This window comes from Marinomonas polaris DSM 16579, from assembly GCF_900129155.1.
GTDB lineage: Bacteria > Pseudomonadota > Gammaproteobacteria > Pseudomonadales > Marinomonadaceae > Marinomonas > Marinomonas polaris.
Genome location: NZ_FQVF01000004.1, coordinates 184,751 through 211,199 on the forward strand (window position 1 = coordinate 184,751; position 26,449 = coordinate 211,199).

The 26,449-nt window shown below is 43.4% G+C and carries 22 protein-coding genes and 1 riboswitch; of the genes, 12 read left to right on the forward strand and 10 right to left on the reverse strand.

Features of this window, described 5'->3' with window-relative positions:
* Positions 1 to 265: 265 nt before the first annotated feature.
* The 5 genes from BUA59_RS04725 to BUA59_RS04745 form a co-directional block, all read right to left on the reverse strand.
* Positions 266 to 766, reverse strand: a complete 501-nt coding sequence (locus BUA59_RS04725; RefSeq protein ID WP_011978025.1) for a YgjP-like metallopeptidase domain-containing protein — start codon at positions 764 to 766, stop codon at positions 266 to 268.
* A 134-nt stretch (positions 767 to 900) separates the two neighbouring features.
* Positions 901 to 2,310 (reverse strand): bifunctional diguanylate cyclase/phosphodiesterase, encoded by a 1,410-nt coding sequence (locus tag BUA59_RS04730; protein WP_072838577.1) that lies wholly within the window; start codon positions 2,308 to 2,310, stop codon positions 901 to 903.
* A gap of 148 nt (positions 2,311 to 2,458) precedes the next feature.
* Positions 2,459 to 3,232, reverse strand: coding sequence for an inositol monophosphatase family protein (locus tag BUA59_RS04735; protein WP_072838578.1), 774 nt, complete (start codon positions 3,230 to 3,232; stop codon positions 2,459 to 2,461).
* Between the two features lies 1 nt (position 3,233).
* Positions 3,234 to 4,283: a LacI family DNA-binding transcriptional regulator gene (locus BUA59_RS04740; protein ID WP_072838579.1), complete on the reverse strand. Its 1,050-nt coding sequence runs from the start codon at positions 4,281 to 4,283 to the stop codon at positions 3,234 to 3,236.
* Entirely contained in the window at positions 4,280 to 5,077 is a 798-nt protein-coding gene (locus BUA59_RS04745) for an MBL fold metallo-hydrolase (RefSeq protein ID WP_072838580.1), read from the reverse strand. The genes BUA59_RS04740 and BUA59_RS04745 overlap by 4 nt, the downstream gene beginning before the upstream one ends.
* A 197-nt stretch (positions 5,078 to 5,274) precedes the next feature.
* Here BUA59_RS04745 and BUA59_RS04750 point away from each other — a divergent pair, with 197 nt between their 5' ends.
* The 4 genes from BUA59_RS04750 to BUA59_RS04765 all read left to right on the forward strand — a co-directional run bounded on the left by BUA59_RS04750 (position 5,275) and on the right by BUA59_RS04765 (position 9,312).
* Entirely contained in the window at positions 5,275 to 6,372 is a 1,098-nt protein-coding gene (locus BUA59_RS04750; protein ID WP_072838581.1) for an ABC transporter ATP-binding protein, read from the forward strand.
* Positions 6,362 to 7,510, forward strand: a complete 1,149-nt coding sequence (locus BUA59_RS04755) for an ABC transporter substrate-binding protein (RefSeq protein ID WP_072838582.1) — start codon at positions 6,362 to 6,364, stop codon at positions 7,508 to 7,510. The genes BUA59_RS04750 and BUA59_RS04755 overlap by 11 nt, the downstream gene beginning before the upstream one ends.
* 102 nt (positions 7,511 to 7,612) lie before the next feature.
* Complete coding sequence (locus tag BUA59_RS04760; RefSeq protein WP_072838583.1) at positions 7,613 to 8,461, forward strand: ABC transporter permease; 849 nt, start codon at positions 7,613 to 7,615, stop codon at positions 8,459 to 8,461.
* The gene (locus BUA59_RS04765; protein WP_072838584.1) at positions 8,461 to 9,312 is read left to right on the forward strand and encodes an ABC transporter permease; all 852 of its coding nucleotides are present in this window, start codon (positions 8,461 to 8,463) and stop codon (positions 9,310 to 9,312) included. The genes BUA59_RS04760 and BUA59_RS04765 overlap by 1 nt, the downstream gene beginning before the upstream one ends.
* 4 nt (positions 9,313 to 9,316) lie before the next feature.
* Here the strand turns inward: BUA59_RS04765 and BUA59_RS04770 are convergent, their stop codons facing one another.
* Positions 9,317 to 10,039 carry a sulfite exporter TauE/SafE family protein gene (locus BUA59_RS04770; protein WP_072838585.1) on the reverse strand — a complete coding sequence of 241 codons (723 nt, stop codon included), beginning with the start codon at positions 10,037 to 10,039 and terminating at the stop codon, positions 9,317 to 9,319.
* A gap of 131 nt (positions 10,040 to 10,170) precedes the next feature.
* On the opposite strand from BUA59_RS04770, the gene BUA59_RS04775 reads away from it, so the two are divergent.
* Positions 10,171 to 11,079, forward strand: coding sequence for a LysR family transcriptional regulator (locus BUA59_RS04775; protein WP_072838586.1), 909 nt, complete (start codon positions 10,171 to 10,173; stop codon positions 11,077 to 11,079).
* Here BUA59_RS04775 and BUA59_RS04780 read toward each other — a convergent pair.
* The 3 genes from BUA59_RS04780 to BUA59_RS04790 all read right to left on the reverse strand — a co-directional run bounded on the left by BUA59_RS04780 (position 11,074) and on the right by BUA59_RS04790 (position 15,492).
* A complete protein-coding gene (locus BUA59_RS04780) occupies positions 11,074 to 11,892 on the reverse strand; it encodes a DUF547 domain-containing protein (protein ID WP_084122169.1) in 819 nt (272 codons plus the stop codon). The genes BUA59_RS04775 and BUA59_RS04780 overlap by 6 nt on opposite strands.
* 4 nt (positions 11,893 to 11,896) lie before the next feature.
* Positions 11,897 to 14,047: an FAD-dependent oxidoreductase gene (locus BUA59_RS04785; protein ID WP_072838587.1), complete on the reverse strand. Its 2,151-nt coding sequence runs from the start codon at positions 14,045 to 14,047 to the stop codon at positions 11,897 to 11,899.
* A 236-nt stretch (positions 14,048 to 14,283) separates the two neighbouring features.
* Positions 14,284 to 15,492 carry an MFS transporter gene (locus tag BUA59_RS04790; RefSeq protein WP_072838588.1) on the reverse strand — a complete coding sequence of 403 codons (1,209 nt, stop codon included), beginning with the start codon at positions 15,490 to 15,492 and terminating at the stop codon, positions 14,284 to 14,286.
* 213 nt (positions 15,493 to 15,705) lie between these two features.
* Here BUA59_RS04790 and BUA59_RS04795 point away from each other — a divergent pair, with 213 nt between their 5' ends.
* The 4 genes from BUA59_RS04795 to hsdR are packed head-to-tail and all read left to right on the forward strand — an operon-like array spanning position 15,706 to position 22,411.
* On the forward strand, positions 15,706 to 17,172 hold the full coding sequence (locus tag BUA59_RS04795) for a class I SAM-dependent DNA methyltransferase (RefSeq protein ID WP_072838589.1): 1,467 nt from the start codon (positions 15,706 to 15,708) through the stop codon (positions 17,170 to 17,172).
* The gene (locus tag BUA59_RS23800) at positions 17,173 to 18,372 is read left to right on the forward strand and encodes a restriction endonuclease subunit S (RefSeq protein WP_072838590.1); all 1,200 of its coding nucleotides are present in this window, start codon (positions 17,173 to 17,175) and stop codon (positions 18,370 to 18,372) included.
* 18 nt (positions 18,373 to 18,390) lie between these two features.
* Complete coding sequence (locus tag BUA59_RS04805; protein WP_072838591.1) at positions 18,391 to 19,773, forward strand: RNA-binding domain-containing protein; 1,383 nt, start codon at positions 18,391 to 18,393, stop codon at positions 19,771 to 19,773.
* Positions 19,766 to 22,411 carry an EcoAI/FtnUII family type I restriction enzme subunit R gene (hsdR, locus tag BUA59_RS04810; protein WP_072838592.1) on the forward strand — a complete coding sequence of 882 codons (2,646 nt, stop codon included), beginning with the start codon at positions 19,766 to 19,768 and terminating at the stop codon, positions 22,409 to 22,411. The genes BUA59_RS04805 and hsdR overlap by 8 nt, the downstream gene beginning before the upstream one ends.
* A gap of 40 nt (positions 22,412 to 22,451) precedes the next feature.
* Here the strand turns inward: hsdR and BUA59_RS04815 are convergent, their stop codons facing one another.
* On the reverse strand, positions 22,452 to 23,381 hold the full coding sequence (locus tag BUA59_RS04815; RefSeq protein ID WP_072838593.1) for a DMT family transporter: 930 nt from the start codon (positions 23,379 to 23,381) through the stop codon (positions 22,452 to 22,454).
* Positions 23,382 to 23,501: 120 nt separating this feature from the next.
* Positions 23,502 to 23,683: riboswitch (FMN riboswitch) on the reverse strand.
* A 172-nt stretch (positions 23,684 to 23,855) separates the two neighbouring features.
* On the opposite strand from BUA59_RS04815, the gene rarD reads away from it, so the two are divergent.
* From rarD to BUA59_RS04830, 3 genes are all read left to right on the forward strand, one after another.
* The gene (gene rarD / locus BUA59_RS04820) at positions 23,856 to 24,770 is read left to right on the forward strand and encodes an EamA family transporter RarD (protein WP_072838594.1); all 915 of its coding nucleotides are present in this window, start codon (positions 23,856 to 23,858) and stop codon (positions 24,768 to 24,770) included.
* A gap of 183 nt (positions 24,771 to 24,953) precedes the next feature.
* A complete protein-coding gene (locus tag BUA59_RS04825; protein WP_084122171.1) occupies positions 24,954 to 25,391 on the forward strand; it encodes a hypothetical protein in 438 nt (145 codons plus the stop codon).
* Between the two features lie 134 nt (positions 25,392 to 25,525).
* Complete coding sequence (locus tag BUA59_RS04830; RefSeq protein WP_072838596.1) at positions 25,526 to 26,332, forward strand: ATP-grasp domain-containing protein; 807 nt, start codon at positions 25,526 to 25,528, stop codon at positions 26,330 to 26,332.
* The last annotated feature ends 117 nt before the right edge of the window (positions 26,333 to 26,449 follow it).

Consider the following 26,449-nt stretch of genomic DNA (forward strand, 5'->3'; position numbering starts at 1 on the left):
CACCGTTTTATTTTTATAGGGTTGAAGTTTTAATTTAAACCCTTATTTAAATTTTTGAAAGTATTTTTGCTATGGAAATTTTAAAATAATAAAACATCGTTTTAAAAAAAATGTGGTTTTCGATCTAGAAGCTAGATATGTAGAGGTTTACAAAGAAAGTGCAAGAAATAAGAAATTTAAACAATCGAGAACTATTCTCTCTTATGAGAACGCTTCTTCAGGGAGGGATCTATTCGAAGTTGAAGATATAGTTACAGCAAGGCCATCAAGACCAAAGATCACCGAAGCGGTCTCGATGACTGAGATATAGACGTAAATCAAACTCTAATTGGTGATAATCTGGCTCCATATAACAACAAAGCTTATAAAAGGCTTTGTTGTGATCCTTTTCTTTGAGATGTGCGAGTTCATGCACCAAAATCATCTTTAATAAAGGTTCAGGAATACGTCGAAATAAAGACGATATACGAATTTCATTTTTCGCCTTTAACTTGTTGCCCTGCATTCTAGACACAAAAGTATGCAACCCAAGGGCATTATTGATGATGTGTATCTTATCGTCATAAATGACTTTACTGATTGGTGGGGAGCTGCGCATAAACTCATTCTTGAGATCCATTGCGTATTCATACAGAGCACGAGTTCCGTTAAGTCCATGAACGTCAGGGTATTTTTTTAGCAACCATTCACCTGATTTTTCCGCCTCCAACAAACTTTGCGCCTGCTGTTGAACTTGAGGGCTATAGGCTCCAAGGTAGTTTTTCATATCATTAACCTGACTATTTTGACTCATATATTCTGTCGCTAAACGGTTCAAAAGGGCGGAGATTTTGGCAGAGTTAGAGCTAAAAAACCATTAATGAAGAGCATCGATAGTGCTATAGAAAAGAGAAAAACCAGTTAAAACAAAGTATTGCTTTGAGGCATCGCCAAGAACACACAATTTCTTCCAGCCGCTTTGGCTTGATACAAGGCCTTATCCGCTTTATTCAATATATCATCTACCGTACAGTCGCCATCCTGTCGACAAGCCACACCTAATGATACCGTAAAAAATACTTCCTGATGATCAAGGCTCAATACCATACTTGATTCTATTGACTCCCTTAACTGCTCAGCAATTCGTAAAGCCTCGTCCTTTTCAGTGAACGGCAGTAAAATAGCAAACTCTTCACCACCGATTCGAGCAATAAGATCGTCTCGCCTGAGAATCGACAGACTCATCTGTGCAAGCATTTGTAGCACTAAATCCCCAATTTTATGGCCGAACTCATCATTTACTTTTTTAAAATGATCCACATCCATCATTAAAATAGCCAGTGGATAATTCTCTTCTATCGACTCATTAAGAAGCGTTTCACATTGCTGAAAAAAGTAGCCCCTATTTGCCAATTCAGTTAAATGGTCAAAATACGCTCTTTTTTGAAGTGCCTCTTGTGCCCGAAAACTTTCGATCGCAATACTCGCCAAATTACTGGCAAAATTAATCAATTCAAAATCTTTTTCAGCAGGTGTTGAAGGAAAACGTTTATAGATGGCAAAAGTACCTAATAAATCCCCTTTGGACGACATGATAGGATCAGACCAGCAAGCTGCGACTTCGGCTTGACGGGCGAGCTGAACATAATCCGCCCAATAGGGATGATCATAAATATCCTCGACAATGACTCGCTGACCTAAATACGCGGCCGTACCGCACGACCCAACATTTAAACCGATTTTCACACCATCAATAGCTTGGTTATAAACATCAGGGAAACTAGGAGCCGCACCCAACCTTAGACATTGCTCGTCTTTATCAAACAACAACACACTGCATAACGAGAGCGGGCTTTCTTGTTGAATCTGCTTAACAATCACATTAAGAATGTCTTTTAGTGCAGAACTTTTAGCCACCATTTCCAACATGTCACTGCGGGCACGTAATCGCTCTTCAGCCACCCAATGATCTGTTATGTCATTAAAATACCAAAATTGTTTATCTCCTATCGTGGAAAAGCACATATTGATATGTCTAACGGAGTTATCTTTGCAAAATAGTGTAGCGCTTAAGTCATGTGCAGATGCATAACCACGGTATTTATCAATCCAAGGCGCAATGACGTTTTGGTAATATTCAGGTTGAGGAGAAACACGTAAGAACCAGCTTTCGGTATCTAGAATATCACCCAAAACAAAACCAAAAAGCTCACTAAATGCTTTATTGATATATTCAATACGACCAGAAGACAAACTTGACCAACTAACAGCAATTGGCGTGGTATTTAGAATATCCTCTAACCGAACCTCATTGTTCTGGCTGTCTTTCATACAATATCCGTGGAATAGCGTGCTTAATGCAGAAGTTACTGCCTACCACATAGTAATACGGAACAACCTAACGAATAACAAGCTTGTAAAAAAGCTTTTTTGTGTGCTTTTTGTACGAAAACAACCAGCCCTTGCCTGCTCTAGATTTTTATACCAAAAATAGAAGCTTGTTCAAATTCTCCCATAACTGCGGACTCGCAGCCCAAACAGGATTACCACTTAGCAGCCCATCATTATTAAGAAAATCTGTTACCTGCCCGCCTGATTCTTTGATTAACAACAGTCCCGCCAAAGCATCCCAACTATTAAGATGAGATTCGAAATAGCCATGAACAAGCCCAGATGACACATGAGCAAGCATAAGAGCACCAGCGCCAAAACGTCGATATTCAACATTCTGTGTATCTAACATCAAGATAAGATCGCAATATTCTTGTACGGGTCGACGATTAGAACGACCCAAACCAATAATAGCCTGACCTTTTTCAGGATCATGAATAGCTAACTGAGCACCATTTAAATACGCCCCTTGGCCTTTTTTTGCCATGAAAAATTCATCACGATCAGGCGCATAAACAAAGCCCACCTGGATCTCGTTATTTTTTACATAAGCGACCGAAACACACCAATAATCCATACCTTGAACATAATTTGTGGTGCCATCAATCGGGTCGATTACCCATACACCGCTGGTGTTTGCATCTACGCTTTGAATCAAACCACTCTCTTCACCTAAAAAACCATCTTCCGGAAACAAGGAGCGAATCACTTGTTTTAACTCGTCTTCAACGGCTATATCTGCTTGTGAAACAAAATCTTGCCGGCCTTTCGTAGTCACTGACAGCCCCGACTGACGAATGGTTTGAGCACGTTGTCCGGCTTGTTTGATCGCGGATTCTAAAACCTGATATTCATCTTGCATGTTATTTTGCCCTTATCATGGTCGGCTCAAAGTTTGGCGACGTATTTCTAATCACCAATTTGACCGGGATCTCTTCTATACTCTGAACAATATGCGGATCTTGCCCTCTGGCTTCTAAGCGAGATAAAACACGCTTTGCGGTTTCCAAGACATCCTGATGAATAGTTGTCAGGCGGTAACTATATTGCGCAGTTTGCGGTGTATTATCAAAGCCAATAATGTGAAAATCAGCAGGCGCATCGAAGCCATTTTCGCGCATACCATCTAAAAAACCGCAGGCCAATTGAGCATTAGCACAAAAAACACCATCGACTATTTTGCCTTGCTCACAAAACCGATGAGCCGCTTGCCTTCCACCTTCGTAACCATCCATCTCGGCTGTAATCTGAAGTAAATCACTCTCATCGCAAGCGCCTTTTTCAACCATTACTTGGTAGAACACCTTGCCACGATTGATACCAGACCAAGTAGATTCCTTATAATTCAACCAACCAATAGATTTACAACCACAACGAATGAACTGCTCGGCAACAAGAGAAGCCGCCATTTTATTGTCGGAACAAACGAAGTCCACATAAGGAATGTCCATGTGACGATTAATGCCAACCACAGGGATATTGTGCTGCACGCATTCTTTAACCAAATCAGCAGGAGGCTGGCCGGACGTGACGACCACGCCCGAGACTCGAAACTGTGTAAAGCGTCGGATGGTCATTTCCAGCTCATTGGCATCACGAACTTCCGTCACCAACGCTTGATAGCCCTTTCTTTGGATTTCACTCAACAACCCTTCTAACAAACTGCTACGAAAAGGATCGCTCAAACGCGCTACAACCACGCCAATTAACTGACTGCGTTTGCGATTTAAGCCTTGAGCTAAAAAATTGACTTGGTAACCAAGCTCATTTGCCGCTTGTAATATTTTTTCACGGGTTTCTCGCGCGACATTGCCTTGATCACTAAACACCCGAGACACCGACGCACGCGACACGCCAGCAAGCTTCGCAACATCCTCGGCTGACGCAGAACGACCACGTCTAGAATTTGTCACAACTTGTCTCCTTGCCCTATGGAAAGCAAATTGAAGGTCTTCTCGCTGAGATCGAGATTATCTAAATCCAGTTGCAAACCATCTCGGCTCAAAAACATATCAGGAATATCAGCCAGCGCATTAAGCAAGCTCGGTATCGCTTCATCAAAACAATGATAAATACCTAACGCTTTGACTTCTGTATCGACCAGCAATCGTTCGCAATCAGGTAAATCACCGTGAGAGGAGTCATCTGGTAATGCAGCAAAAGACGCACATTCCTGAAAAGCGATATCAGCCCCTTTCATAAGCACTTGACTGGCTAAGGTAGGACGCCCATCACCACTGTAAAACAGCGTTTTTCCATCAACAGTGATACGAATCGCTTTGTTCGACATTTCGTGTTGGGTATTCGCGGTACGAATTTGCCAATGCTTCCATTCGAATCCGTCAGTAATATCCTGCCAATGAATATCGAAACACACATGAGTTTCCGGCCACACAGCCAAATCCACCAGCGCTTGTAGCGGTTGTTGCTGTTCCGCTTGGCAAAAAATGGTCAAAGGTTCGGTACGTTTGAAACTTTTCCACTGATTAATTAACGCAGCCAATCCTGAACTGTGGTCAGGATGAATATGTGTAAAATAAATTACCTGTATATCATTCACATCGATATTGCGTTGCCAAATGACTCGTGGAACCGTCGGCCCACAGTCGATAAGCCATTGGTTTTTCTGACAATCTATAATTCTAATCGAGGAAGTATTATTGCGTTTTGAAAACGCACTGCCACTGCCAATCACGTCAATTTTCATACTGTCTCACCAAGATGTCTTTTTAGCTTAATTAAATTGTCATAAAGATCCGACAAAGTAGGCCACCATAATGTCGGTTAGAGATTGCATTTTTTTTACAAAACACTGAACACGTGTTCATTTTTTGAAAAAAACTTAAAAAAACCTACCGGCGCTCATTTTATCGACCTTTTATCGGTTTGGAGTAAAGAGAAGGAATGGCGCACTTACACATAAAAAACTTACAGGCAGGCTACGGCAAAAAGTTGATATTAGACAATATCAATTTAACCGTTGAGCAAGGCGAGATGATTGCACTACTTGGCCCATCCGGATGTGGAAAAACCACCCTTCTTAATGCGCTATGTGGTTTTGTTCCTGTTCGCCATGGCGAAATTTTTGCTGGTAATCGTGCTGTTTCTCAGTTGCCAGCCGAAAAGCGCAATATCACCATGGTCTTTCAAAGCTATGCCTTGTGGCCTCACATGACAGTCGCGCAAAATATTGGCTACGGATTAAAAGTTCAAAAAGCCAAGCGAGCAGATATCGATGCTCGAGTCGCCGAACTATTACGCATCGTAAAGCTGGATGGTTTAGAGCATGAGAAAGTCACCGCCTTGTCAGGAGGACAGCGTCAACGAGTGGCATTGGCTCGCGCTCTAGCGATCAGACCTGATGTGTTGGTGTTAGATGAACCACTGTCCAATCTCGATGCAAAGGTTCGATTAAGCGTCCGTCATGAAATCAAAGCCCTACAAAAGCAACTTGGCTTCACCTCGCTCATTGTTACCCATGATCAAGAAGAAGCTTTAGTAATGGCCGATCGAATTGCCGTATTAAACCAAGGCAAAATAGAACAAATCGGTACACCAGAAGAGATTTACCATCACCCAAGCACGCCGTTTGTTGCCGACTTTATGGGCGCAGAAAACCATATCGAATGGCCAATTCATGATGATGCTTTTAGCCTAAACCTCAGTAACCATGATGATCAACTAGATATTTATTTTCGTAGCGAAAGTGCTGTTTTATCAGCGCAACCAAAGTCCGAAAGCACTGATTTCAATGCAGGTTTAATTATCAGTGGCCACGTCGAACAAAGTGTTTTCTTTGGCAATAACTACCAAATTAGTGTGCGCTGCGGGAAGCACACCATACAGGCAGATCACAATCAGAATCTGCCTGAGCACACTCCCGTTACCTTACGTATTCCCATCGATGCTCTGCATGTTTTCGCTAAAAAAGAGAAACATTCTGACCATCAAAAAACCAATATCGTTTCTGCCAAATCAATGAGGATGAATCATGTTTGCTAAAACTCACATCGCCGTACTTGCCGCTATCGGCCTCACTCAATTTTCAAGTTTTGCACATGCAGAAACCACGCTCAATGTGGCCTCTGCTGGTAGTCAAAACATGGTGGATTACGTGAAAACTTACCTTGCGCCAAAATTTGAGGCAACTCATCCAGGCGTTAAGGTAAACGTTGTTGGCACAGGACCTGGTGATGCAGGTTCCCACAAAATCATGGAAAAACTATCGGCTCAAAACGACAGTGGCCTTGCTAAATGGGACATTGATGTAGCTGTTGTGCATCAACAAATTGGCGGTGAACTGGTCAAAAATGGCCTGCTTTCAAAATATCGCAGCGATATCAATACAGGAAAAATGGTTTCCCGCGATAGCGCAACAAACGCTTTAGGTATTGATGTCAACGGTTACGTTATGCCTATGTTCCATAGCCAAACAGCTATTGCTTACAACAGTGACTTTGTTGAAAACCCACCAAAGTCCTACGACGAATTGGTTAAATGGACGCAACAACATCCTAAGTCTTTTGGTTACAACGGCATTAAAAACGGCATGTCTGGGGTGAGCTTCGTGACCGGCTGGATTTACGCTTATGGCACCGAGGCCAACAAATTGTCTTCTATGCCATACGACAAAAGCGTTGAGTCTTCTTGGGACAATGCTTTTGCTCAGCTTAAAGAGTTCAACAAAAATATCACCTTCACACCTGGTAACGCTGGCACATTAGACATGCTAAACCGTGGCGAAATCTTCATGGGACCAGTTTGGGTGGACATGTTCTACAGCTGGAAAGAGCAAGGCAAGATTCCACCTTCATTAAAGCTGTCTCTGATTGCTCCGGGTATGCCTGGGCAGCCAATGTACTACGTAACTCCAACCAAAGCTGAACATCCACAATTGGCACGAGAATTCATTGAATTAGCAACCAGCCCAGAAGTACAAGCCGACGGTATTGTGAAGCAATTTAACTGGTATCCAGGAATTGACGCTAACTATGTAAAAGCCAAGCTTGATAACGCGACATGGGAAAAACTGTTCGCGGAAATCACACCGAGCGATTTATCAAAATATGGTAAGAGCTTCCCGATTGGACCGTACTTTGATGACATCAAAGAAGGTTACGAGCGTAACGTTTCTAACTAAATAATAGTGACAGAAATACGTTAAACATAAGCCCTGAGCGCTGATACTCTAAATTAAGCTGCTCGGGGCCATTTTATATCGTGTTGGTTATTGGAAATAAACATGCGTCAAACGACATCACCCAATCAACTTAAAAACCATCTTTGGTTAATCGCCCCAGCAGCGCTCATGGTCGGTATTTTCTTTTTATACCCTTTGTGCTTCTCACTCTATTCTGCCATTACATTAGACAGCGGCGAATTCACTCTCGCCCATTTGAACAAAGCCTTTGAGCTTTACTCAAAAGACATCCTCTTCACCATCATCATTGTGCTGATCTCAGTCGCCATCTTAGCGGTCTTATCCATTACCATCGCCGCTCTCATTACCTTATCGCCTTTTCGCTCTTTGTCTAAAACACTGGGCTTTCTTTATCGTTTGCCCTTGTTCATTCCCTTTATTGTCACCGCGCAAATGATGCGCACCTTTTTGGCAAAGAATGGCTTAATGAACAATGCCTTTGTCGCTTCTGGCTTATTAACCCCCATGGATACCGTGTCTTTCCTTGGTTGGAGCGGCATTATTATTACCTTTGTTTGGAAGCAATTGGCTTTTTCAACCTTATTAATTTCAGGCGCGATGGCCGCCTTAGATGATTCTCAAATACGAGCTGCGCGTAATTTAGGCGCGTCACGTTTTCGTATTTTATTTCAAATCATCTTGCCACAAATCGTCCCGACGCTTGGTGTCGCTATGGTCTTATCCATTGTCACCATGATGTCGGTATTGTCAGTTCCTCTCATGATAGGAACGGGCTCGCCCACTATGATGACCGCGGACATGGCGTTCCGTATTAATTCTTATGGCGATTATCATGTCGCGAACGCACTAGGTTTAGTGTCGTACTGTATTTGCGCTGGATTAGCTTGGTTTTATCTGCGTCAAAATCTAAAAGAAAAAGGGGCGAACTGATGATTTATTCACTAAACAGCAACTTGCTAAAGACATTAAACATACGTTCTTTGCGCATAAGTTTCTGGCTGCAATGTGTTTTTATATTGTTGCTCGCATTGGCGATATTTGGGCCAATCATGAACCTACTGATTTGGACCGTAACAGAAAGCTGGTACTTTCCTCATGCACTACCAAGCCAATGGGGTTTTAAGTATTGGCAGCAAGTGTTTAATCCTTACAGCGATGTCTCAGGGTCTTTATTTACTAGTTTGTTGATTGCAGTGTTAACCGTAGTGGTTTGTTTGATCGTCTCAGTACCTGCGGGTTATGCGTTGTCAAAACGCAGTATGCCGTTACGTGTTTTTTGGATGTTACTGTTTTTAATTCCTCAGGCGTTTCCAAATCTAACCGTGTACATGAACATAGCTCGACTATTTTATGACTTCGGTTTGAATGGCACCTTGTTGGGTGTGATCTTGGTCCATAGCGTGCATGGTTTAATGTTTTCCATTTGGATCAGTGTGGCGGCATTTTCCTCGACAGATCCCATGCTAGAACGCGCTTCTAGAAATCTAGGCGCTGGGCCTTTCTATACCTTCTTCCATATTGTGTTGCCACAAGCAGCGCCGGGGTTAATCGCCAGCTGTATTTTTGTCTTTTTAGAGTCATTAGACGAATTTACTGGCACTTTCTTCGTAGGTTCACCGAATATCAGTACATTACCGCTTTTGCTTTATACCGCCAGCATGGAAGGCAACTATCAGATCGCTTCGATCACCGCTTTAATTCTGCTCGTGCCTTCCATCTTATTTATGATCATTATTAATAAATTTATGCGACCAGACATGCTATCCAAACTGGGAAAATAAATGACTAAAAAAGAAACAACTTCACAGCGGCGATGGTCGACATAATACGAATCATCCATTTGAACTGGACTGGATTCACTTTTTTCAAAAAGTGATAGCCAATGAATGAACCAACGACCAGTCCAGGAATGGCGTATAAACTGGCTTGCGTGCTTTCGACAGACAGCAAACCAAGGCTGATGTAGAAAGGCAATTTAAGCACGTTAATGATAAAAAATGCCCAAGCACGAGTACTTACGTAGGTTTCCTTATCGAGTTTTTGCTCTAGCAAGAAGAGACTAAAGATAGGACCTGCAGCGTTGGCCATCATGGTGACTATACCGCCAAAAAAGCCCATTGAATAAGCCGCCCAAGGCTTTTGCATGAACGAAGCTGGACGAAAGTCCAAATACAATCCCAAGGCGATCATCAAAATAATCATGAAGCCTAAAAAGTTGACGAATTGATCCGCGTCGATGTTAGCCAAAAACCGACTAGCAACAAACACACCCAAAAATGCCAAGGGTAAAAATCGCGCCAATACCGCCCATGCAATTTTAGATCGGTAGCTCCACACTGCCAGAATGTCGGTAATAATATAAAGCGGCAATATCATCCCTAAAGCTTCAGGCCCAGGAAAGGCGATCATCACAATAGGCAGCACCAACAAGCCCATGCCACCAACTGAAAATTTAGAAAAACCGGTAATTAATCCCGCCAAAAATAGCACGACGAATGCTGAATCCACTTATGTATCTCCTTCATGAAACTAACAGTAAGGCTCTTTTAATGATTGCCATGATAAGACATATAATGAACAATAAATAATCTCGTTTTATTATTAAAACGATCATAATTACTAATCATATTGTGAGCTTTATGAAACTAGATCAGCTAAGAGCCTTTATTGCTGTGGTCGAAACGGGAAGTTTTCGCTCTGCGGCCGATTCGATCCATAAGACTCAACCGGGAATTAGCGCGGCCGTAAAAGCCTTAGAAGAACAATACGGAATTTTGTTATTTGATCGTAACAGTTATCGCCCAACGCTGACCGCCGAAGGTCATGCTTTTTTCCAGCAAAGCAAAAAGCTCATGTCTCAAGTTTTACAATTGGAAAACTTAGGGCATGATCTTGCTCAAGGCACAGAAGCGCCACTACAGCTCTGTTTAAGCCAAATGGCGCTAGACGATGACTGCATGTCACGAATCAAAGCCTTTCAGCTTCAGCATGCTGACATTGCCTTAGACATCACTACAGATCATCTCTATGGCGTACAAGAAAAACTCGCCAAGAACAAATGCGAAATCGCCATTGGCCCAAGATACGGACTCGATGACCGGCACGCTTTTATCGAGCTAAATAAAATCACTATGATGGCCGTGATCAATCCCGATTTACTCGCCACACTCAGCGCAAACGACGCCAAAATAAAACAGCAGCCACTATATTCAATCCCACAAATTTTAGTGACAAATACTGCAGAAAACGCACCAGAGAACGGACATCAATACGTACTACCAACGGGGAAACGTTGGTATGTAAATGATTTTCAAGCAAAAAAAGCCATACTATTACACGGTCTTGGCTGGGCGAGAATGCCAAAACACTGCATTCAGTCGGAGTTAGATAATGGTCAGCTGGTGCCAATGGAAGTAGAAAATTTCACCTCACAAAATCAGCTGCCTATTTTTATGATTCGTTTACGCCATCAAACACAAAGTTATCAGGCGAATATTTTTTGGGAAATGATGAAGAACTTTTCGAATGTCACTAGAACAGATCTATAAAGTTTTATTTAACGCCCAGTCATAATCCAAAAAGCTAATAGTCATATCTTTGTCTTTTAGCTTCTGAATCTCTTCAGGGTTTAAAGTCAAATCGGCGGCGTGATCGACCAGAAACTGTTCCAACGACGAATAACCTTGCCAGCCTTTTTCAAAGTCTTTTCGATACCATTTAAAAATCGACGAAAGTTCTAAATTACCTTTATATATTCGATTTCGACTGCGATCTTCTAGAAAGAGTCGCGTTTGTTCATCCAACTGAGTATCTAAACGCTTTCCAGTATAGGCTTCGTTTCGCAGTGCAGGGCAACCGATGCTGGCGCAATTGACCGCGAAATGAATGCGTAGGTCTTGGTAACGATCCGAACCGCGAATCATGGTGTGTTCGATATCATCCAAAGAACGCGGTTCACCCAATAACGGAATAAAAGACTTGCTCCACGGTGAGCTAAAAAAGCCGCCTAGATCTTTAATCGAATCCAAATCAGGCCACTTAGTAAGAATCAACGCCACCGTCCAAGCGTTATAGGCATTGATCAAAAACGCCAATTGCTCGTCTTTCGGCCAAGCATCAAACTCAGCGCTACTCACTTCGGACAAACTCGCTAAATAGCTTTTCAGCTGAGACTTATCATCGGCAAAGCCTTGATAATCCACTTGGCTTGCCTGACCGCCATTGAGCGGCAGCACATGCTGTTTTAGCAACGAGTCCCATCGGCTATGGTCAAATCCGTTTGCCGCGCTCACCTGAGCGCTGAGCAAGCCAACAAAAACGAAGCTCAATAGAGTCAAAACCAATAGGCGAAGTTTTTTCATCGAATTAACCTCGACGCAAGGTATGGTATTTTTCCAGCCAATTCAAAATGCGCTGTGGCGCGTGCGCACGTTTCCACTCGCCTGCCGCGTATTTATTGGCTTCTGCCCAAGTTGGATAAGTGTGAATCGTGCCGAGGACTTTATTCAGGCCAATACCATGTTTCATCGCCAACACAAATTCTGCTAGTAGATCCCCTGCGTGTTCGCCAACGATAGTCACGCCTAAAATCTTATCCTTGCCCGGCACCGTCAGTACTTTCACAAAACCTTTTGCAGCGCTGTCAGCAATGGCACGATCCAGATCATCCAGCTCATAACGCACCATTTCATAGGCAATACCTTTGTCTTTCGCGTCTTGCTCACTCAAGCCGACTCGCGCGACTTCAGGATCAACAAAGGTGGTCCAAGGAATGACTCGATAATCGACACGGAATTTTTTAAAGGTACCAAATAAAGCATTCACCGCCGCGTACCAAGCTTGATGAGCCGCTACGTGAGTAAATTGATAAGGCCCAGCCACATCGCCTGCGGCAAAAATATTCGGATAAAGTGTTTCAAGATAATCATTGGTAACGATGGTGCCTTTGGTTTCAATGCCAAGGTTTTCCAAGCCATAACCTTCAAGACGCGCTTCGCGGCCCACCGCACAAATCAACGCATCAAACTCCACCACGGACTCTTGTCCATCATGCTCAACAATTAAACGCTTCACATCTCCTTCTTTTTCACAGCGCACGGCACTATGCGAAGTCAGCATAATCACGCCATCTTGGATTAAGCTTTCTTGCGCCATAGCAGAGACTTCTTCGTCTTCTCTGCCCATAATGCGAGCCGAGCGCTCAACTTGCGTCACTGTCGACCCCAAGCGAGCAAAACTTTGTGCCAGCTCACAGCCAATAGGACCGCCGCCTAACACAACAAGGCGCTTCGGCGGCTCATCAAATTTAGCAAAGGCTTCCCACATGGTATCGCTGGTGTAATAACCCACGTCTTCTAGGCCGGGCAAATCCGGCACAAAAGGACGAGCGCCAGTTGCTAATACAATACTGCGCGCCGTTAAGCGTTTCGTGCCGCCCTCATTTAATTGAATTTCCACCGTCCAAGGGTCGATCAATTTGGCATAGCCTTGCACCACATCGACGCCCATTTTGCTGTAACGCTCAACACTGTCGTGAGGTTCGATTTTTGCGATCACATCGTGAATACGTTGCATGACTTTTTTGAAAGAAAAACTCGGCTCGCTGCTGTTCAAACCATAGTTTTCAGCATGGCGCATTTGATGGGCAACTTTCGCGCTTTTGATTAATGCTTTACTCGGAATACAGCCGTAATTTAAGCAATCACCGCCCATTTTGTTAGCTTCAATCAAGGTCACTTTGGCTTTCACTGTGGCTGCAATGTAAGCACTCACTAAGCCACCAGCCCCAGCACCAATAACAATCAAATTTCGATCAAAGGATTTTGGCTTGGTAAATCCAGCATAAACGCGACGCGCTTTCACTACATCGACTATTTTTTTCGCGATAAGAGGAAACACGCCCAGCAACACAAAAGACAATAATAACGAAGGCGACAAAATGCCCGACAAACTCTCTAACTGACCCAATTGCTTGCCAGCATTCACGTACACCAAAGTACCGACGAACATGCCAACTTGGCTCACCCAGTAAAAGGTGAAAGCACGAATCGCGGTCAAACCCATCAGCAAGTTAATCAAGAAAAAAGGAAAGATCGGCACAAGACGAAGGGTGAATAAATAAAAGGCGCCGTCTCTCGCAATGCCTTCATTAAAGGCTTTTAAACGACCACCAAAACGCGACTGCACCATGTCTTGCAGTAAATAACGTGACACCAAGAACGCCAACGTCGCACCAATGCTGCTAGCAAAAGACACGATCACGGTTCCCCACAACAAGCCAAATGACGCGCCTGCCGCCAAGGTCATAATCACCGCACCGGGCAAAGACAAAGCGGTAACGATAACGTACAACAGCAAAAACGCACCGCCAACCAATAACGGGCTTTCGTCGCGCCAAGCATCAAACTGCGTAAGGCCAGATTTCAAACCGTCTAGTGTTAATAACTGATTCAAATCGAAATAGAAAAAGCCCGCCGCCAATGCTGCAATTAATACCAGCAATGCAATTTTTTTCATTAGTAGAACTCCAAAAGAGCCTTTCAACTCACGGTGAAAGCCAAGACAAGAATCGATATATAAAGGTTAGACTCGACTCCAGTGTAAATTATTACAGCATCTTGGCGTATTTTCTAAAATAAACCCAAAAGTGTATAAATAAGAGAGTAAAGCAAAAGCAGAAAAGCTGCACGGCATAGCAGCTAAAGACGGCAACGCTTACGAAAAAGCGTTGCCGAGAAAGGTAAGGAATCGAACTAAACAACGGCTTTAATACGACCAGCCCAAAGGCTAAACAACACACCAAAACAGCACACGCACAAGACCAACACGACCAAGCCAACAAGGCCATACATCGCGATTGCCGTTGCAAATGTCGGTGGGCCAACGGTCGCACCAATATTACCAAACTGAGCAAGTAAGCCATAACCTTGCGCTTGTTCACTTGGATTACGAGCGAGAGTTGGAATCATCGCCAATGCAGAACCTGGCACCATGCCAAGAAACAGCACCATCACACCAACCACAACACAAAATAGTTCGGCCGAACCACTGATCAATGACAACACAATCACGCTAGCTGCCACGCCAAAATACGCCATCAATGCAACACGCTGTGGCCGCATCAAATATTGCGCAATGGCGCCTGCCAAAAAAGTACCGCTGGTACTGATTAACGGCAACACAACCAACATCAACTTCTGCAATGACGAATCGCCAATCAACCCGGGAATATAGGTCAATACAGACACAAGTGTGCAGGTATAAAACAAGAACACACAGCTAGGCAATAAAGCGCGAGGATTGCGATAAATTTTTATCATCTGCTTAAAGAAGCCATCCTGAATTTCCGTCACTGGTACCAAGTCCAGCACTGGATTTTTTCTTAGCTTGAAGAACAACACCACACCGATTGTCATGATAAAAACGCCATGGCTTAAAAATAAAGTCTGCAAACCGTATTGATCTAAAATATTCTTTCCAGCCCAGCCACAAACAGCAAAGGCGACCCCAAAGAAGGTACCCCAAATGCCCATGGTCAAAGACTTATGTTGTGGCGCACTAAGCTTGGCTATCAAAGTTGGTGCCGCGACAACAACACCTAATTGAGAAAAACCTTCCAGCATTCGAGTTATGAATAACAGATTAAAAGGCGGCAAAGTTGACTGAACCAGCGATAAGCCACCGCCCAACAACAAAGCGCCAACCAACACCTTCAAATAACCGACACGACTCGCGATCATGCCCGCCGACACACCGAACACCAACCCAGCAATGCCAACCGCAGACAATGCCGCACCAGTTGACGTTGCACCAGCTTGATAATGCGCAAGTAAATCATCGAAAGACACCGAGAACTTCGCAAACTGCATCGCAGCGGCAATACCCGCCACCCAAAGCAAAATAACGTTCAACCACTGGGTTTTAGGCTCAGTGATTGATGAATGAAAAGAGGTGTTTGGCATCTCGCTTCCTTAATTAGAATAAAAATTAAGCCATCCATTAATGAAGAGATGCACTTAAAGCTGACCTGACGGACAAATTATGGCCGCTATTCTAAAACAAAAAGCACCAAAGATGGGCAGGTATTTGCGGAATTAAAAAAGGAAAACTTATATCTACTAAAGTACAATCTCGCCATTATTGAGAAAAAGAGCACTCGCTCACTAGGGACATTAATGTTTGAACAAGTATTTAAAAACATCGACGACATCTTCCACAAAGACGCGGGCTGCTCATCCGAGCTAGATTACACCGAACAATCATCATGGATGCTGTTTTTAAAATACCTCGACGATCTTGAATTTACTAAATCCCAAGAAGCCGAAATGATGATGGAAACCTACCAATTCATCATCGACGAACCTTATCGTTGGAGCGCATGGGCGGCGCCAAAAGACGCCGAAGGCAAGTTTGACCACAACAACGCCTTAACTGGTGACGACCTCATGGACTTCGTCGACGGCGAACTCTTCCCTTACCTAAAAAGCTTCAAACAACGCGCCGACAACGCCAACACCATTGAATACAAAATTGGCGAGATTTTTAGCGAAATCAAAAACAAAATTCAAAGTGGTTATTCACTCCGTGACGCGCTGGAAAAAGTTGATCAATTACGCTTTCGCTCACAAGATGAAAAGCACGAACTGAGCCATTTGTACGAAGCCAAAATCAAAAACATGGGCAACGCAGGCCGTAACGGTGGTGAATACTACACACCGCGCCCGTTAATTCGCGCCATGATCGATGTGATGCAACCAAAAATTGGCGAAACCATATACGACGGCGCGGCCGGTTCGGCTGGATTTTTATGTGAAGCCTTTGATTACCTTCGCCAAGGTGGCCGAGAGAAGAAACCGTTAAGCACCAATGATTTAGACATCCTGCAAACCCGTACTTTTTATGCCAAAGAGAAAAAGTCACTGGCCTACGTGATTGCCATCATGAACATGATATTGCACGGCATCGAAGCGCCTAACGTGTTACACACCAACACCTTGTCTGAAAATCTCATGGACATTCAGCCAAGCAACCAGCACGACATTATATTGGCCAATCCTCCCTTTGGTGGTAAAGAACGCAAAGAAGTACAAGAGAACTTCCCGATCCAAACCGGCGAAACCGCCTTCTTGTTTTTGCAGCACTTTATCAAAATGCTCAAACCGGGTGGCCGTGCAGCGGTCGTCATCAAAAACACCTTTTTAAGCAACACCGACAACGCCGCTATCAAACTGCGTAAAGAGCTACTGGAAAACTGTAACTTACACACCATACTCGACTGCCCCGGCGGTACCTTTATCGGTGCTGGTGTGAAAACCGTGGTACTGTTTTTCACCAAAGGCGAACCCACCTTAAATACGTGGTTTTATGAACTCAATGTCGGCCGCAACATGGGCAAAACCAACCCATTAAACGACAACGACCTAGCGGACTTTGTATTACTTCAAAAGGACTTTGAGAGCTCTAACAAATCATGGTCGCTCGCCATCAGCGACATAGATCAAACCACCTACGATTTATCGTTGAAAAACCCCAATATTGAAGAAGCAGCGCCACTGCGTGAACCGAAAGCCATCATTGAAGACATAATTGCGCTCGATAAAGAGTCCGAGGCGATTTTAGCCAAGATTCAGGAGTTGTTGTAAATGGCTGTTGAATTAAAAAAACTAGGAGATGTTTGTCGTCTCATTAATGGTCGTGCTTACAAAAAGCATGAAATGCTTTCCGAGGGAAAATATCCTTTACTTAGAGTTGGTAATTTCTTCACAAATAGAAGCTGGTTTTATTCTGACTTAGAGTTAAGTGAAGATAAGTATTGTGATAAAGGCGACCTTTTATATGCATGGTCAGCGTCATTTGGGCCTCGAATTTGGGACGGCGATAAAGTTATTTATCATTATCATATTTGGAAAATCGAATTAAATAATGATTTGGTAGATAAAGGATATTTGTTTCATTTATTGGAATGGGATACCGAGCAAATTAAAGAGGAGCAAGGTACCGGTACTACAATGATACATGTGACAAAGGGGGCTATGGAAAATAGACTTTTGCCTTTCCCTTCAATCCCAGAGCAAAAACTCATCGTGTCAATCCTCGACACCGTGTTTGCCAACTTAGAGCAAACCCGCGCCAAAACCGAACAAAACCTAAAAAACGCCCGCGAGTTATTCGACAGCTATCTACAGCAAGTCTTTAGTCAGAAAGGTGAAGGGTGGGTTGATTTACCCCTCGGGAGAGTTTGTACTTTCAAACATGGTTTTGCATTTAAATCTGAATTTTTTGTCGATGAGTCTGACTTGATATTGCTAACTCCAGGGAACTTCTATGAAGATGGCGGGTATAGAGATCGTGGAGGAAAACAAAAATACTACAAAGGTGAATTTCCTAAAGAGTTTTTATTATCTGAAGGATCGCTTCTTGTAGCCATGACAGAACAAGCAGCAGGGTTGTTAGGCTCTTCTGCTTTAGTACCTAACGGTCATAATTTCCTTCATAACCAGCGTTTAGGCCTTGTAGAAATTACTTCAGAATTTAAAAATAAAGTTAGTTTGAAATTTCTTTTTCATTTATTTAATACAAAACACTTCAGACAGAAGGTTCAAGAAACAGCTACAGGTTTAAAAGTTAGGCATACATCACCTAAAAAAATGGAGGTAATATCAGTTCCGTTTTTAATGAACTTGAACGAGCAAGAAGCTATTGCCCAAAAGCTGTTTAAGGCAAAAGAAAGAGCGATTGAACTTGAAACGATTTATCAGAAAAAACTAAACGCCATAGACGAGCTCAAGAAATCCATCTTACAAAAAGCCTTTAGCGGCGAGTTAACAAAAACGGTCGAGTAACTAGATAAGGACGATCTAATGCTGAACACCATCAATGTAAATCAACCGCCTTTAGTCGAAGGTCAACGCGTAGAGTTTAAGCGCCAGTTGACGGACGGACTAGAAAAAGAAGTGGTGGCGTTTTTAAACGCCCACGACGGCGGTTTGATTTACATTGGTATTGACGATGTTGGTCAAGCGCTGAGTGTAGACAAACTAGACCAACTGCAATTACAAATTAAAGACCGCATTAAACAAAACATCAGCCCTTCGACCATGGGCTTGTTCGATGTGTTAATCGAACGCTATCAAGATAAAAACATCATCAAAATCGTCGTCGCCCGAGGTTCAGAACAGCCTTACTACTTACGCAAAGCGGGCATGTCTCCCAAAGGGTGTTTTATTCGGATTGGTTCGGCGGCGGAGCCTATGCCGCAACGCATGATCGAAACCTTATTTGCCACCCGCACGCGTAACTCCATTGGCAATATGCGCTCACGCAATCAAGACCTACACTTTGAACAGCTTAAAATCTATTACCAAGAGCGAGATTTGCCTCTTAACGAGCAATTTGCCCGCAACTTAGAGCTATTAACCGCGGAAGGCGATTTTAACTACGCGGCTTATTTATTAGCCGATAACAACGGCATGTCGATCAAGGTGGCGAAATACGCAGGGCTGGATCGGATTAACCTAATCGAAAACGAAGAATACGGTTATTGCTGTTTGATCAAAGCGACCAAAGCCGTGCTAGAAAAACTCAAAGTAGAAAACAAAACCCTCGCCACCATTACCGATAGCACCCGTAACGAAACCAAACTGTTAAACCCGATAGCGCTTCGTGAAGCCGTGATTAATGCAATTATACATAATGCCTACAGCCGCGAAGTACCACCTAAGTTTGAGCTGTTTGCAGATCGTTTAGAAATCACTTCAGCAGGAGGTTTGCCACAAGGCTTTAGCCAAGACGAATTTTTTATGGGCTATTCGGTACCACAAAACAAAGAATTAATGCGCGTGTTCAGAGACGTGGATTTAGTGGAACAACTAGGCTCAGGCATACCGCGTATATTACAAAGCTACAGCAAAGACGCTTTTTACTTCACCGACAACTTTACTCGTTTAGTCTTACCCTTTAGCCAAGTGCTAGTGATGAATGACCAAACTACCGGACAAGCTACCGGACAAGCTACCGGACAAGCTACCGGACAAGCTGAAACGCTATTACTCTACTGCGTGGAACCGAGAACGACAAAAGAAATGATGGCGCATTTAGACGTTAGTCACCGAGAGCATTTTAGGGATAGTCTGTTAATACCATTGCTCGATTCGGGACAACTAGAAATGACCCTTCCAGACAAACCCAGAAGCCCTAAACAGCGTTATGTCACGGTCAAACCAACGGACGATAATCATGACTAGAAACGAATCTGAAACCCGTGCTGAGTTAATCTCGCCTAAATTGGCGCTAGACGGCTGGGGCGTTATTAACCCTAATGCTAGTGATCCTAATGTTATTGATCCGACAGCTAGTGACCTGAGTGTTATTCGTCGTGAAGTAGAGATCACCGCTGGGCGTATTTTAGGGGGCGGCAAACGTGCTGCAAACCTAAAGTGCGACTATGTATTGGAGTTTAAAGGTCGTAAATTAGCCGCGGTTGAGGCGAAACGAGAAAACCTAAGTTACACCGAAGGCGTACGCCAAGCAAAAGACTACGCCCAGCGTTTACAGTGTCGCTTTGCTTATGCCACCAACGGCCATGAAATTTACCAAATCGACATGGTAACGGGCGAAGAGAAGCAAGTAGACCGTTATTTAAGCCCTGAGGAAATGTGGGCGGCGGCTTTCAGTGGTGGCAATAATAACGGCGTAGCAGAACCTGAGTTTACCAGCACATGGCGCGAGCGTTTCTCCCAAATCCCTTTTGAAAAGAAAGGCGATTGGCAACCACGTTATTATCAAGAAAATGCCATCAACCAAGCTTTAGAGGCCATTACCCAAGGCAAAGATCGTATTTTACTGACTCTCGCCACAGGCACAGGGAAAACCTGTATTGCGTTTCAAATCACCTGGAAATTATTTCATAGCCGCTGGAGTTTGCAGGCAGCAAAGAATCCAAGTAAGGCTAAAAAGCGTCCACGTATTTTATTTCTTGCCGATCGAAATGTCTTAACCAAACAAGCCTTCAATGACTTTGGTGCTTTTGGTGAAGACGCGGTGGTAAGGATTACGCCGAGTGAAATAAAAAAAGCCAAAGGCGTCCCTAAAAATGCCAGTATCTTTATGGCGATTTTCCAAACCCTGATGACGGATTCAGCAACGAATGCAGCCAGTAACGGGAATGTAGACTCAGAAGAAGAGCAGGAAAGCGAAGACTTCGAGCAACCGCTATTCACCGACACCAGTGCTTGTAATTTCCGACACTACCCAGAAGATTTTTTTGACTTCATTATCATCGACGAATGTCACCGCGGCGGCGCCAATGATGAAAGCTCGTGGCGCGATATTCTTAACTACTTTTCACCTGCTGTGCAATTGGGTTTAACCGCGACACCAAAACGTACCGACAATGCCGACAGTTATAAATACTTTGGCGAGCCAGTTTACAGCTATACCTTAAAACAAGGCATTAATGACGGCTTTTTAACACCGTTTAAGGTGTATCCCATTGTCGGCACCATGGATGAATACGTTTACACGCCGGGCGATGCTGTTAGTTTTAAAGGCGAGCCAGAACCCGGCAGAGTTTATAAAGAAGGTGACTTTAACCGCATCATCACCATCCCAAAACGGGAAGAAAAGCGCGTGCAGTATTGGATGGATCATATTAATCCGAAGGAAAAAACCATCGTATTTTGTGCCACCCAAGAACACGCAGGCCAAGTACGAAATTATATTAACCAATACGCTCATGCAAAAAAATGGACAACCAATCCTAATTATTGCGTACGCATTACCGCCAATGATGGCGCAGCGGGTGAAAATGATTTACGAACCTTTTGTGATAACGAAAAAACCATACCGACCATATTAACGACGTCACGCAAGTTATCGACCGGTGTAGACGCCCGTAACGTGCGCAATATCGTGTTGATGCGTGAATGCAAAAACATGATTGAGTTTAAGCAGATTATTGGTCGTGGTACGCGAATGTACGATGGCAAATCCTTTTTCACCATCTACGACTTTGTCAAAGCGCATCATAACTTTTCCGATCCTGAATGGGATGGTGAACCGCTGCCTCCTGAAGGCAAAATAGACGCAGAACCTTGCGATATTTGCCATACTAATCCTTGTACTTGTCTGTGTTTGGATTGTGGCTTTAACCCATGTAATTGCCAAATTGATACGCTAGACGAGCCGTGTGATATGTGCCAACAATCTCCTTGCCAATGCTCCGAAGGATCAGATGGGCCTTGTCAAAACTGTGGAAATACGCCTTGCAGCTGTGCGACGGATGATGACGATGAGCCCAGCAAACCAGAAAAAATAGTCATCACGCTAACAGATGGTAAAACACGTCAAATACAGCACATGAAAAGTGTTTTGTTTATGGGCGCGAATGGCGATATGCTGACAGCTTATCAATTTATCGGTGAAATGTTTGGTGATCTACCGCGCTTTTTCCGTAATGAAGATGAATTGCGTAACATTTGGAGTGACCCGACAACGCGTGAAAAGCTTTTAACGGATTTGCATGAAGCAGGTTACGACGATGAAAAACTCGATAACATGAAAGATATTATCGATGCCAAAGACAGTGACGTGTATGACCTATTAGCTTATGTGGCTTATGCCAGAGACACTCACACTCGCAAAGAGCGTGTATTCAATGCGAAACCCAGTATTTCCAAGGCGTTCACCTACAAACAAGTCGAGTTTATCGAGTTCATTTTAGATAAATACATAGAAGATGGCGTACAAGAATTAGCCGCTAAGAAAATGCGCAGCTTAGTTGAACTTAAATACAACACCATCAGTGACGCCGCCGCAGAATTTGGCTCTCCTGCGGCGATACGCGACACCTTTATTGGTTTTCAGCGTTATTTATACGAATAGATACGAGCATGTCACGTCAGTAAGAGAGTCAAAACACCTCTTACTGAGCCACTGGCGTTAATTCCGCCTTTCTTAACTCTTTCATCCGCAAGCCAATATTACCTAAAATTAACATCATACCGCCGATGATTTGATAAGCCGTTAGGCCCATATCAAGGAATAGCCAGTTGATGGCGGCGGCGAAGACAGGGAAAGACAGCTCGGCCAAGGTGGCGAGTTGCGCTGGGACGGTTTTTAGTCCTTGGTAATAGAACCACATACCGATAAAACCACTCAGCAAAGCCATCGCTACGGCGAGACTTAGATCTATAGATGTCATCGCTGTCAAGGTATCAGACTGCGCCAGCGCCATCGGCAATAACACCAATAAACCCGCCACAAAACGGCCTGACATGATCGCGTTCGCTGGCATATGTTGATAAGACAAGTATTTACCACAGACCGTTGCCGCACCCCATGCGATGACCGCAATCAAGGTATAACCATAACCTTTTAGAATGCTCGTGGTGTCGCTTGAATAATGCCATTGCGCATCACCTAACTGACGTAAATCCGGCCACATCATCACGAAGCTGCCCAATAATATAACCGCTGCCCACTGAACGAAATGCCCTTCAATGCGTTCTTTTAGCAACCAATACGCCAGCAAAATCGCCACGATTGGCTGCAGTTTTTGCAGCAAGATCACCACAGTTGGATTCAGGTAATGGAAAGCTTCGGTAAACGCCAAAGTTCCCATTGCAGAGCCAATGCCGCCAATAAAAAACAAACACGAAAAGCCGCCTATCGACATATGACGATAAACATGGCGATAGCGCCACAACATAGGTGCGACAAACAGCACCAAGGTTAGGTGTTCGATTAGGACAATTTGCAGAGTGGAATAACCCGCACCCAGCAAGGGGTAACGAATTAAGGTATCAAGCGCCCACGTGAAGCACGCGATCATGATAAAGAATGTTCCTGCCATCTTTTGGTTTCTCCAAATAATAAGATGTACAGGGGTGATGAGAACGAATAGTACCAAGCGCTGCACATAAAAAAGCACAGCACAGAAACGCCTAAAGAAATTAGGCGTAACTAAGACTTGGTCGATCTTCTATCATCCGGACTATGACCGTCGGCTCTGGAGTCTCACCAGATCTGCTGACCCTTGCTACTTAAAAGACATGTCTTAAGTTAAGAAACAAGGCGCTCGCGGGCTGTTGATAGACTTTTCAATCTTATCAAATCACCGCCGGTGGGGAATTTCGCCCCGCCCCGAAGTTCGATTAATGTAAAAATTTACTGTCTAACTTTAAACCTATCACCCTACTTAGGCAATAAGCTCAAGATGTATGCTAATGAAATAATCTATTTCTAATGCAATAAAAAATGTGACCACTTGTCTCGCATTCATATACACTCTCTATCCAAAAATAATTCATTGAACGGGATCACTTCAATGCAAACTTCCTCTAAAAGCGGCATTTTATACGCGTTAACAGCATTTACCTTATGGGCCATTGCACCAATCTATTTTAAGGAAATGTCATTTATCCCGGCTCAGGAAATCCTCGCTCACCGTATTATTTGGTCATGCCTGATCGTTTTGGTATTAATCATTCTGCTACGTTATACCAGCGCGCTAAAAACTGTGCTGCGCTCGCCTAGAACCTTATCAGCCATGCTGATTTCAACAGTACTTATTGGCTTTAACTGGGGTATCTTTATTTGGGCTATACAAAACAACAAGATACTAAGTGCCAGCTTGGGTTATTACATTAACCCGCTTATTAGTATTTTATTAGGCGTGATTTTCTTTAAAGATAAACTAGATAGGGTACGAAAAGCGGCCGTTGTTTTATGTTTTTGCGCAGTTGCTTTTGAGGTCATTCAATTTGGTTCATTGCCTTGGATCGCTTTGGCTCTGGCCATTACTTTTGGCTTTTATGGTTTGGTACGTAAAAAAGTCGCCGTCGATAGCTTTACGGGTATGGCGATTGAAACCGCGATTTTATTACCTTTTGCTCTCGCCTATTTAATACTCAGCGACTCACCAAGCACCAATATGTTTGACAACAGCAGCACTGTAAATTGGTTACTATTAGCTTCTGGACCAATAACTATGGTTCCACTCATGTGCTTCGCGGCAGCAGCTAACAGAGTGAGCCTAGTAACACTTGGGTTCTTCCAATACATAGGTCCCACGGGAATGTTTATCTTAGCGGTATTTTTGTACGACGAGCCGCTCAGCCCAGAAAAACTCACCACTTTTGTACTGATTTGGTCTGCTCTTGCTATGCTAATTGTGGACTCAATTCGCCGTCTTCGTAAAACCAAAGTGGCGAAGCTTATTGATAGTGATGACGCGATATAACTCTACTCCCAAGGCATGACTCATAGTGAGTCATGCCAACTCAGATACGTCAGAACAATCCGTAAAGATTGACGATTCCCCGTCATCAACAAGGAAGCTTCGCGGTAACGCATTGATCGACCTATTTATTCACTCACAAAACCCTATTGTTAAGATCATCTTTAAATAAGTTGGATTCTTACTATGCATGTTAATGTCCAAAAGACCTTTGCCAAAACCTTTGCTGCTATTTTTTTCACACTTGCCGGTTTTGTAGTCATTGCCAGCTTTGGCGGCGCTATAAACGAGTATCGTCACGGTGAGAGCCTTACTCAAGTCATCATCAAAATTATCAATTCCAACATCATCGCCATTGCGGTATTTGAGCTGGCGATGGTCATCAACAAAGAATACGGCAGTGATAATGAACATGACGTTATTGTGTTACTGAGACGCACATTACCGCGTTTTATCGGCACGGTTTGTGTTGCGATGGCATTAGAAGGTCTGATTATGGTGATCAAATACAGCCAACTCGATATGGCGGGTAATTTGTATTATCCAGTGGCAATTGTCGCTAGTTCGGGCTTCTTACTGATTTCCCTTGGTGTTTTCTTAAAATACGCGCCTCGTGAACATTAATTTTTTTAGAACAAAAATGATCAAAAAAATGAATTATCTAGCACCATAAGTTATTTAAAATCATGGCATTTTTTGTTTCTTTTTTAGCCTCCAAGCCTCACAATCGCGGCATGTTTGGCTACTGATTATACATAATGAAGATCATCTCGTTTGACGCGCTAAGAACCCTCCACTTACCTCAGGTTAAATACATTAAACCCGAGTCGATGTACGAACATTTGGAGGAAATCAAAGAAGCTGATTGGCTGCTATTTCCACAATATTGGCAACTTACGGCTTTGGTTTACGGACTGAAAAAACGTATTTTCCCAAGCCTTGCGTCATACATGATTGGTCACGACAAAGTCGAAATGACACGAACATTTCGTACTGTTGCACCACAACAACATCCTTATACGGTTATTTCTGCTAATACACCTTATGAAGCGGAGAAAATCTGGGACGAAATGCCATCACCTTTTGTGGCTAAAATTCCACGCAGCAGCATGGGCAATGGTGTATTTTTAATAGAAACCATTGGTCAGTGGCGAGATTATGTTGCTAAAACTGATGTTTTGTATGTGCAAGAGTACTTGCCAATAGACAGAGACATGCGTGTTATTTGGGTCGGCAACAAAATCGTCAGTGGTTATTGGCGTCTACAGTCAGACAATGGTTTTCACAATAACATCAGCCAAGGCGGACAGGTGGAAGTTGCATTGATTCCAAAAGAAGCTCAAGACCTAGTGACTTATTTGGCTCAATCTCTAGACATAAACCACGCAGGGTTCGATATCGCTATGGTTGGATCTGTGCCTTATGTGATCGAGATAAACCGCATTTTTGGCAACCAAGGACTGCCAACTATCCAACAGGATGTGAATACCGAACTGCTCAGTTATCTAAATGAACAACATTTTTTATCAACCGCTATGCTAATTGATCAACCAAGCGGTTTTTAACAACGCCTTTGATCATGCCAAGGTGTACTTACACCGTCATACCTTGAGATCTTTGCACTACTACTGAGTAAAGATCTTACCTTCATAAAATAATACGCTAAAGTACTCGGAATAGAA

Coding starts and splice junctions, on each gene's coding strand:
- BUA59_RS04780 (WP_084122169.1), bottom strand. CDS start 11,892: ATGAAAAAACTTCGCCTATTGGTTTTGACTCTATTGAGCTTCGTTTTT.
- BUA59_RS04790 (WP_072838588.1), bottom strand. CDS start 15,492: ATGCCAAACACCTCTTTTCATTCATCAATCACTGAGCCTAAAACCCAG.
- BUA59_RS23800 (WP_072838590.1), top strand. CDS start 17,173: ATGGCTGTTGAATTAAAAAAACTAGGAGATGTTTGTCGTCTCATTAAT.
- BUA59_RS04830 (WP_072838596.1), top strand. CDS start 25,526: ATGAAGATCATCTCGTTTGACGCGCTAAGAACCCTCCACTTACCTCAG.
- BUA59_RS04725 (WP_011978025.1), bottom strand. CDS start 766: ATGAAAAACTACCTTGGAGCCTATAGCCCTCAAGTTCAACAGCAGGCG.
- BUA59_RS04765 (WP_072838584.1), top strand. CDS start 8,461: ATGATTTATTCACTAAACAGCAACTTGCTAAAGACATTAAACATACGT.
- BUA59_RS04735 (WP_072838578.1), bottom strand. CDS start 3,232: ATGCAAGATGAATATCAGGTTTTAGAATCCGCGATCAAACAAGCCGGA.
- BUA59_RS04815 (WP_072838593.1), bottom strand. CDS start 23,381: ATGGCAGGAACATTCTTTATCATGATCGCGTGCTTCACGTGGGCGCTT.
- rarD (WP_072838594.1), top strand. CDS start 23,856: ATGCAAACTTCCTCTAAAAGCGGCATTTTATACGCGTTAACAGCATTT.
- BUA59_RS04805 (WP_072838591.1), top strand. CDS start 18,391: ATGCTGAACACCATCAATGTAAATCAACCGCCTTTAGTCGAAGGTCAA.
- BUA59_RS04730 (WP_072838577.1), bottom strand. CDS start 2,310: ATGAAAGACAGCCAGAACAATGAGGTTCGGTTAGAGGATATTCTAAAT.
- BUA59_RS04775 (WP_072838586.1), top strand. CDS start 10,171: ATGAAACTAGATCAGCTAAGAGCCTTTATTGCTGTGGTCGAAACGGGA.
- hsdR (WP_072838592.1), top strand. CDS start 19,766: ATGACTAGAAACGAATCTGAAACCCGTGCTGAGTTAATCTCGCCTAAA.
- BUA59_RS04795 (WP_072838589.1), top strand. CDS start 15,706: ATGTTTGAACAAGTATTTAAAAACATCGACGACATCTTCCACAAAGAC.
- BUA59_RS04760 (WP_072838583.1), top strand. CDS start 7,613: ATGCGTCAAACGACATCACCCAATCAACTTAAAAACCATCTTTGGTTA.
- BUA59_RS04825 (WP_084122171.1), top strand. CDS start 24,954: ATGCATGTTAATGTCCAAAAGACCTTTGCCAAAACCTTTGCTGCTATT.
- BUA59_RS04755 (WP_072838582.1), top strand. CDS start 6,362: ATGTTTGCTAAAACTCACATCGCCGTACTTGCCGCTATCGGCCTCACT.
- BUA59_RS04750 (WP_072838581.1), top strand. CDS start 5,275: ATGGCGCACTTACACATAAAAAACTTACAGGCAGGCTACGGCAAAAAG.
- BUA59_RS04785 (WP_072838587.1), bottom strand. CDS start 14,047: ATGAAAAAAATTGCATTGCTGGTATTAATTGCAGCATTGGCGGCGGGC.
- BUA59_RS04745 (WP_072838580.1), bottom strand. CDS start 5,077: ATGAAAATTGACGTGATTGGCAGTGGCAGTGCGTTTTCAAAACGCAAT.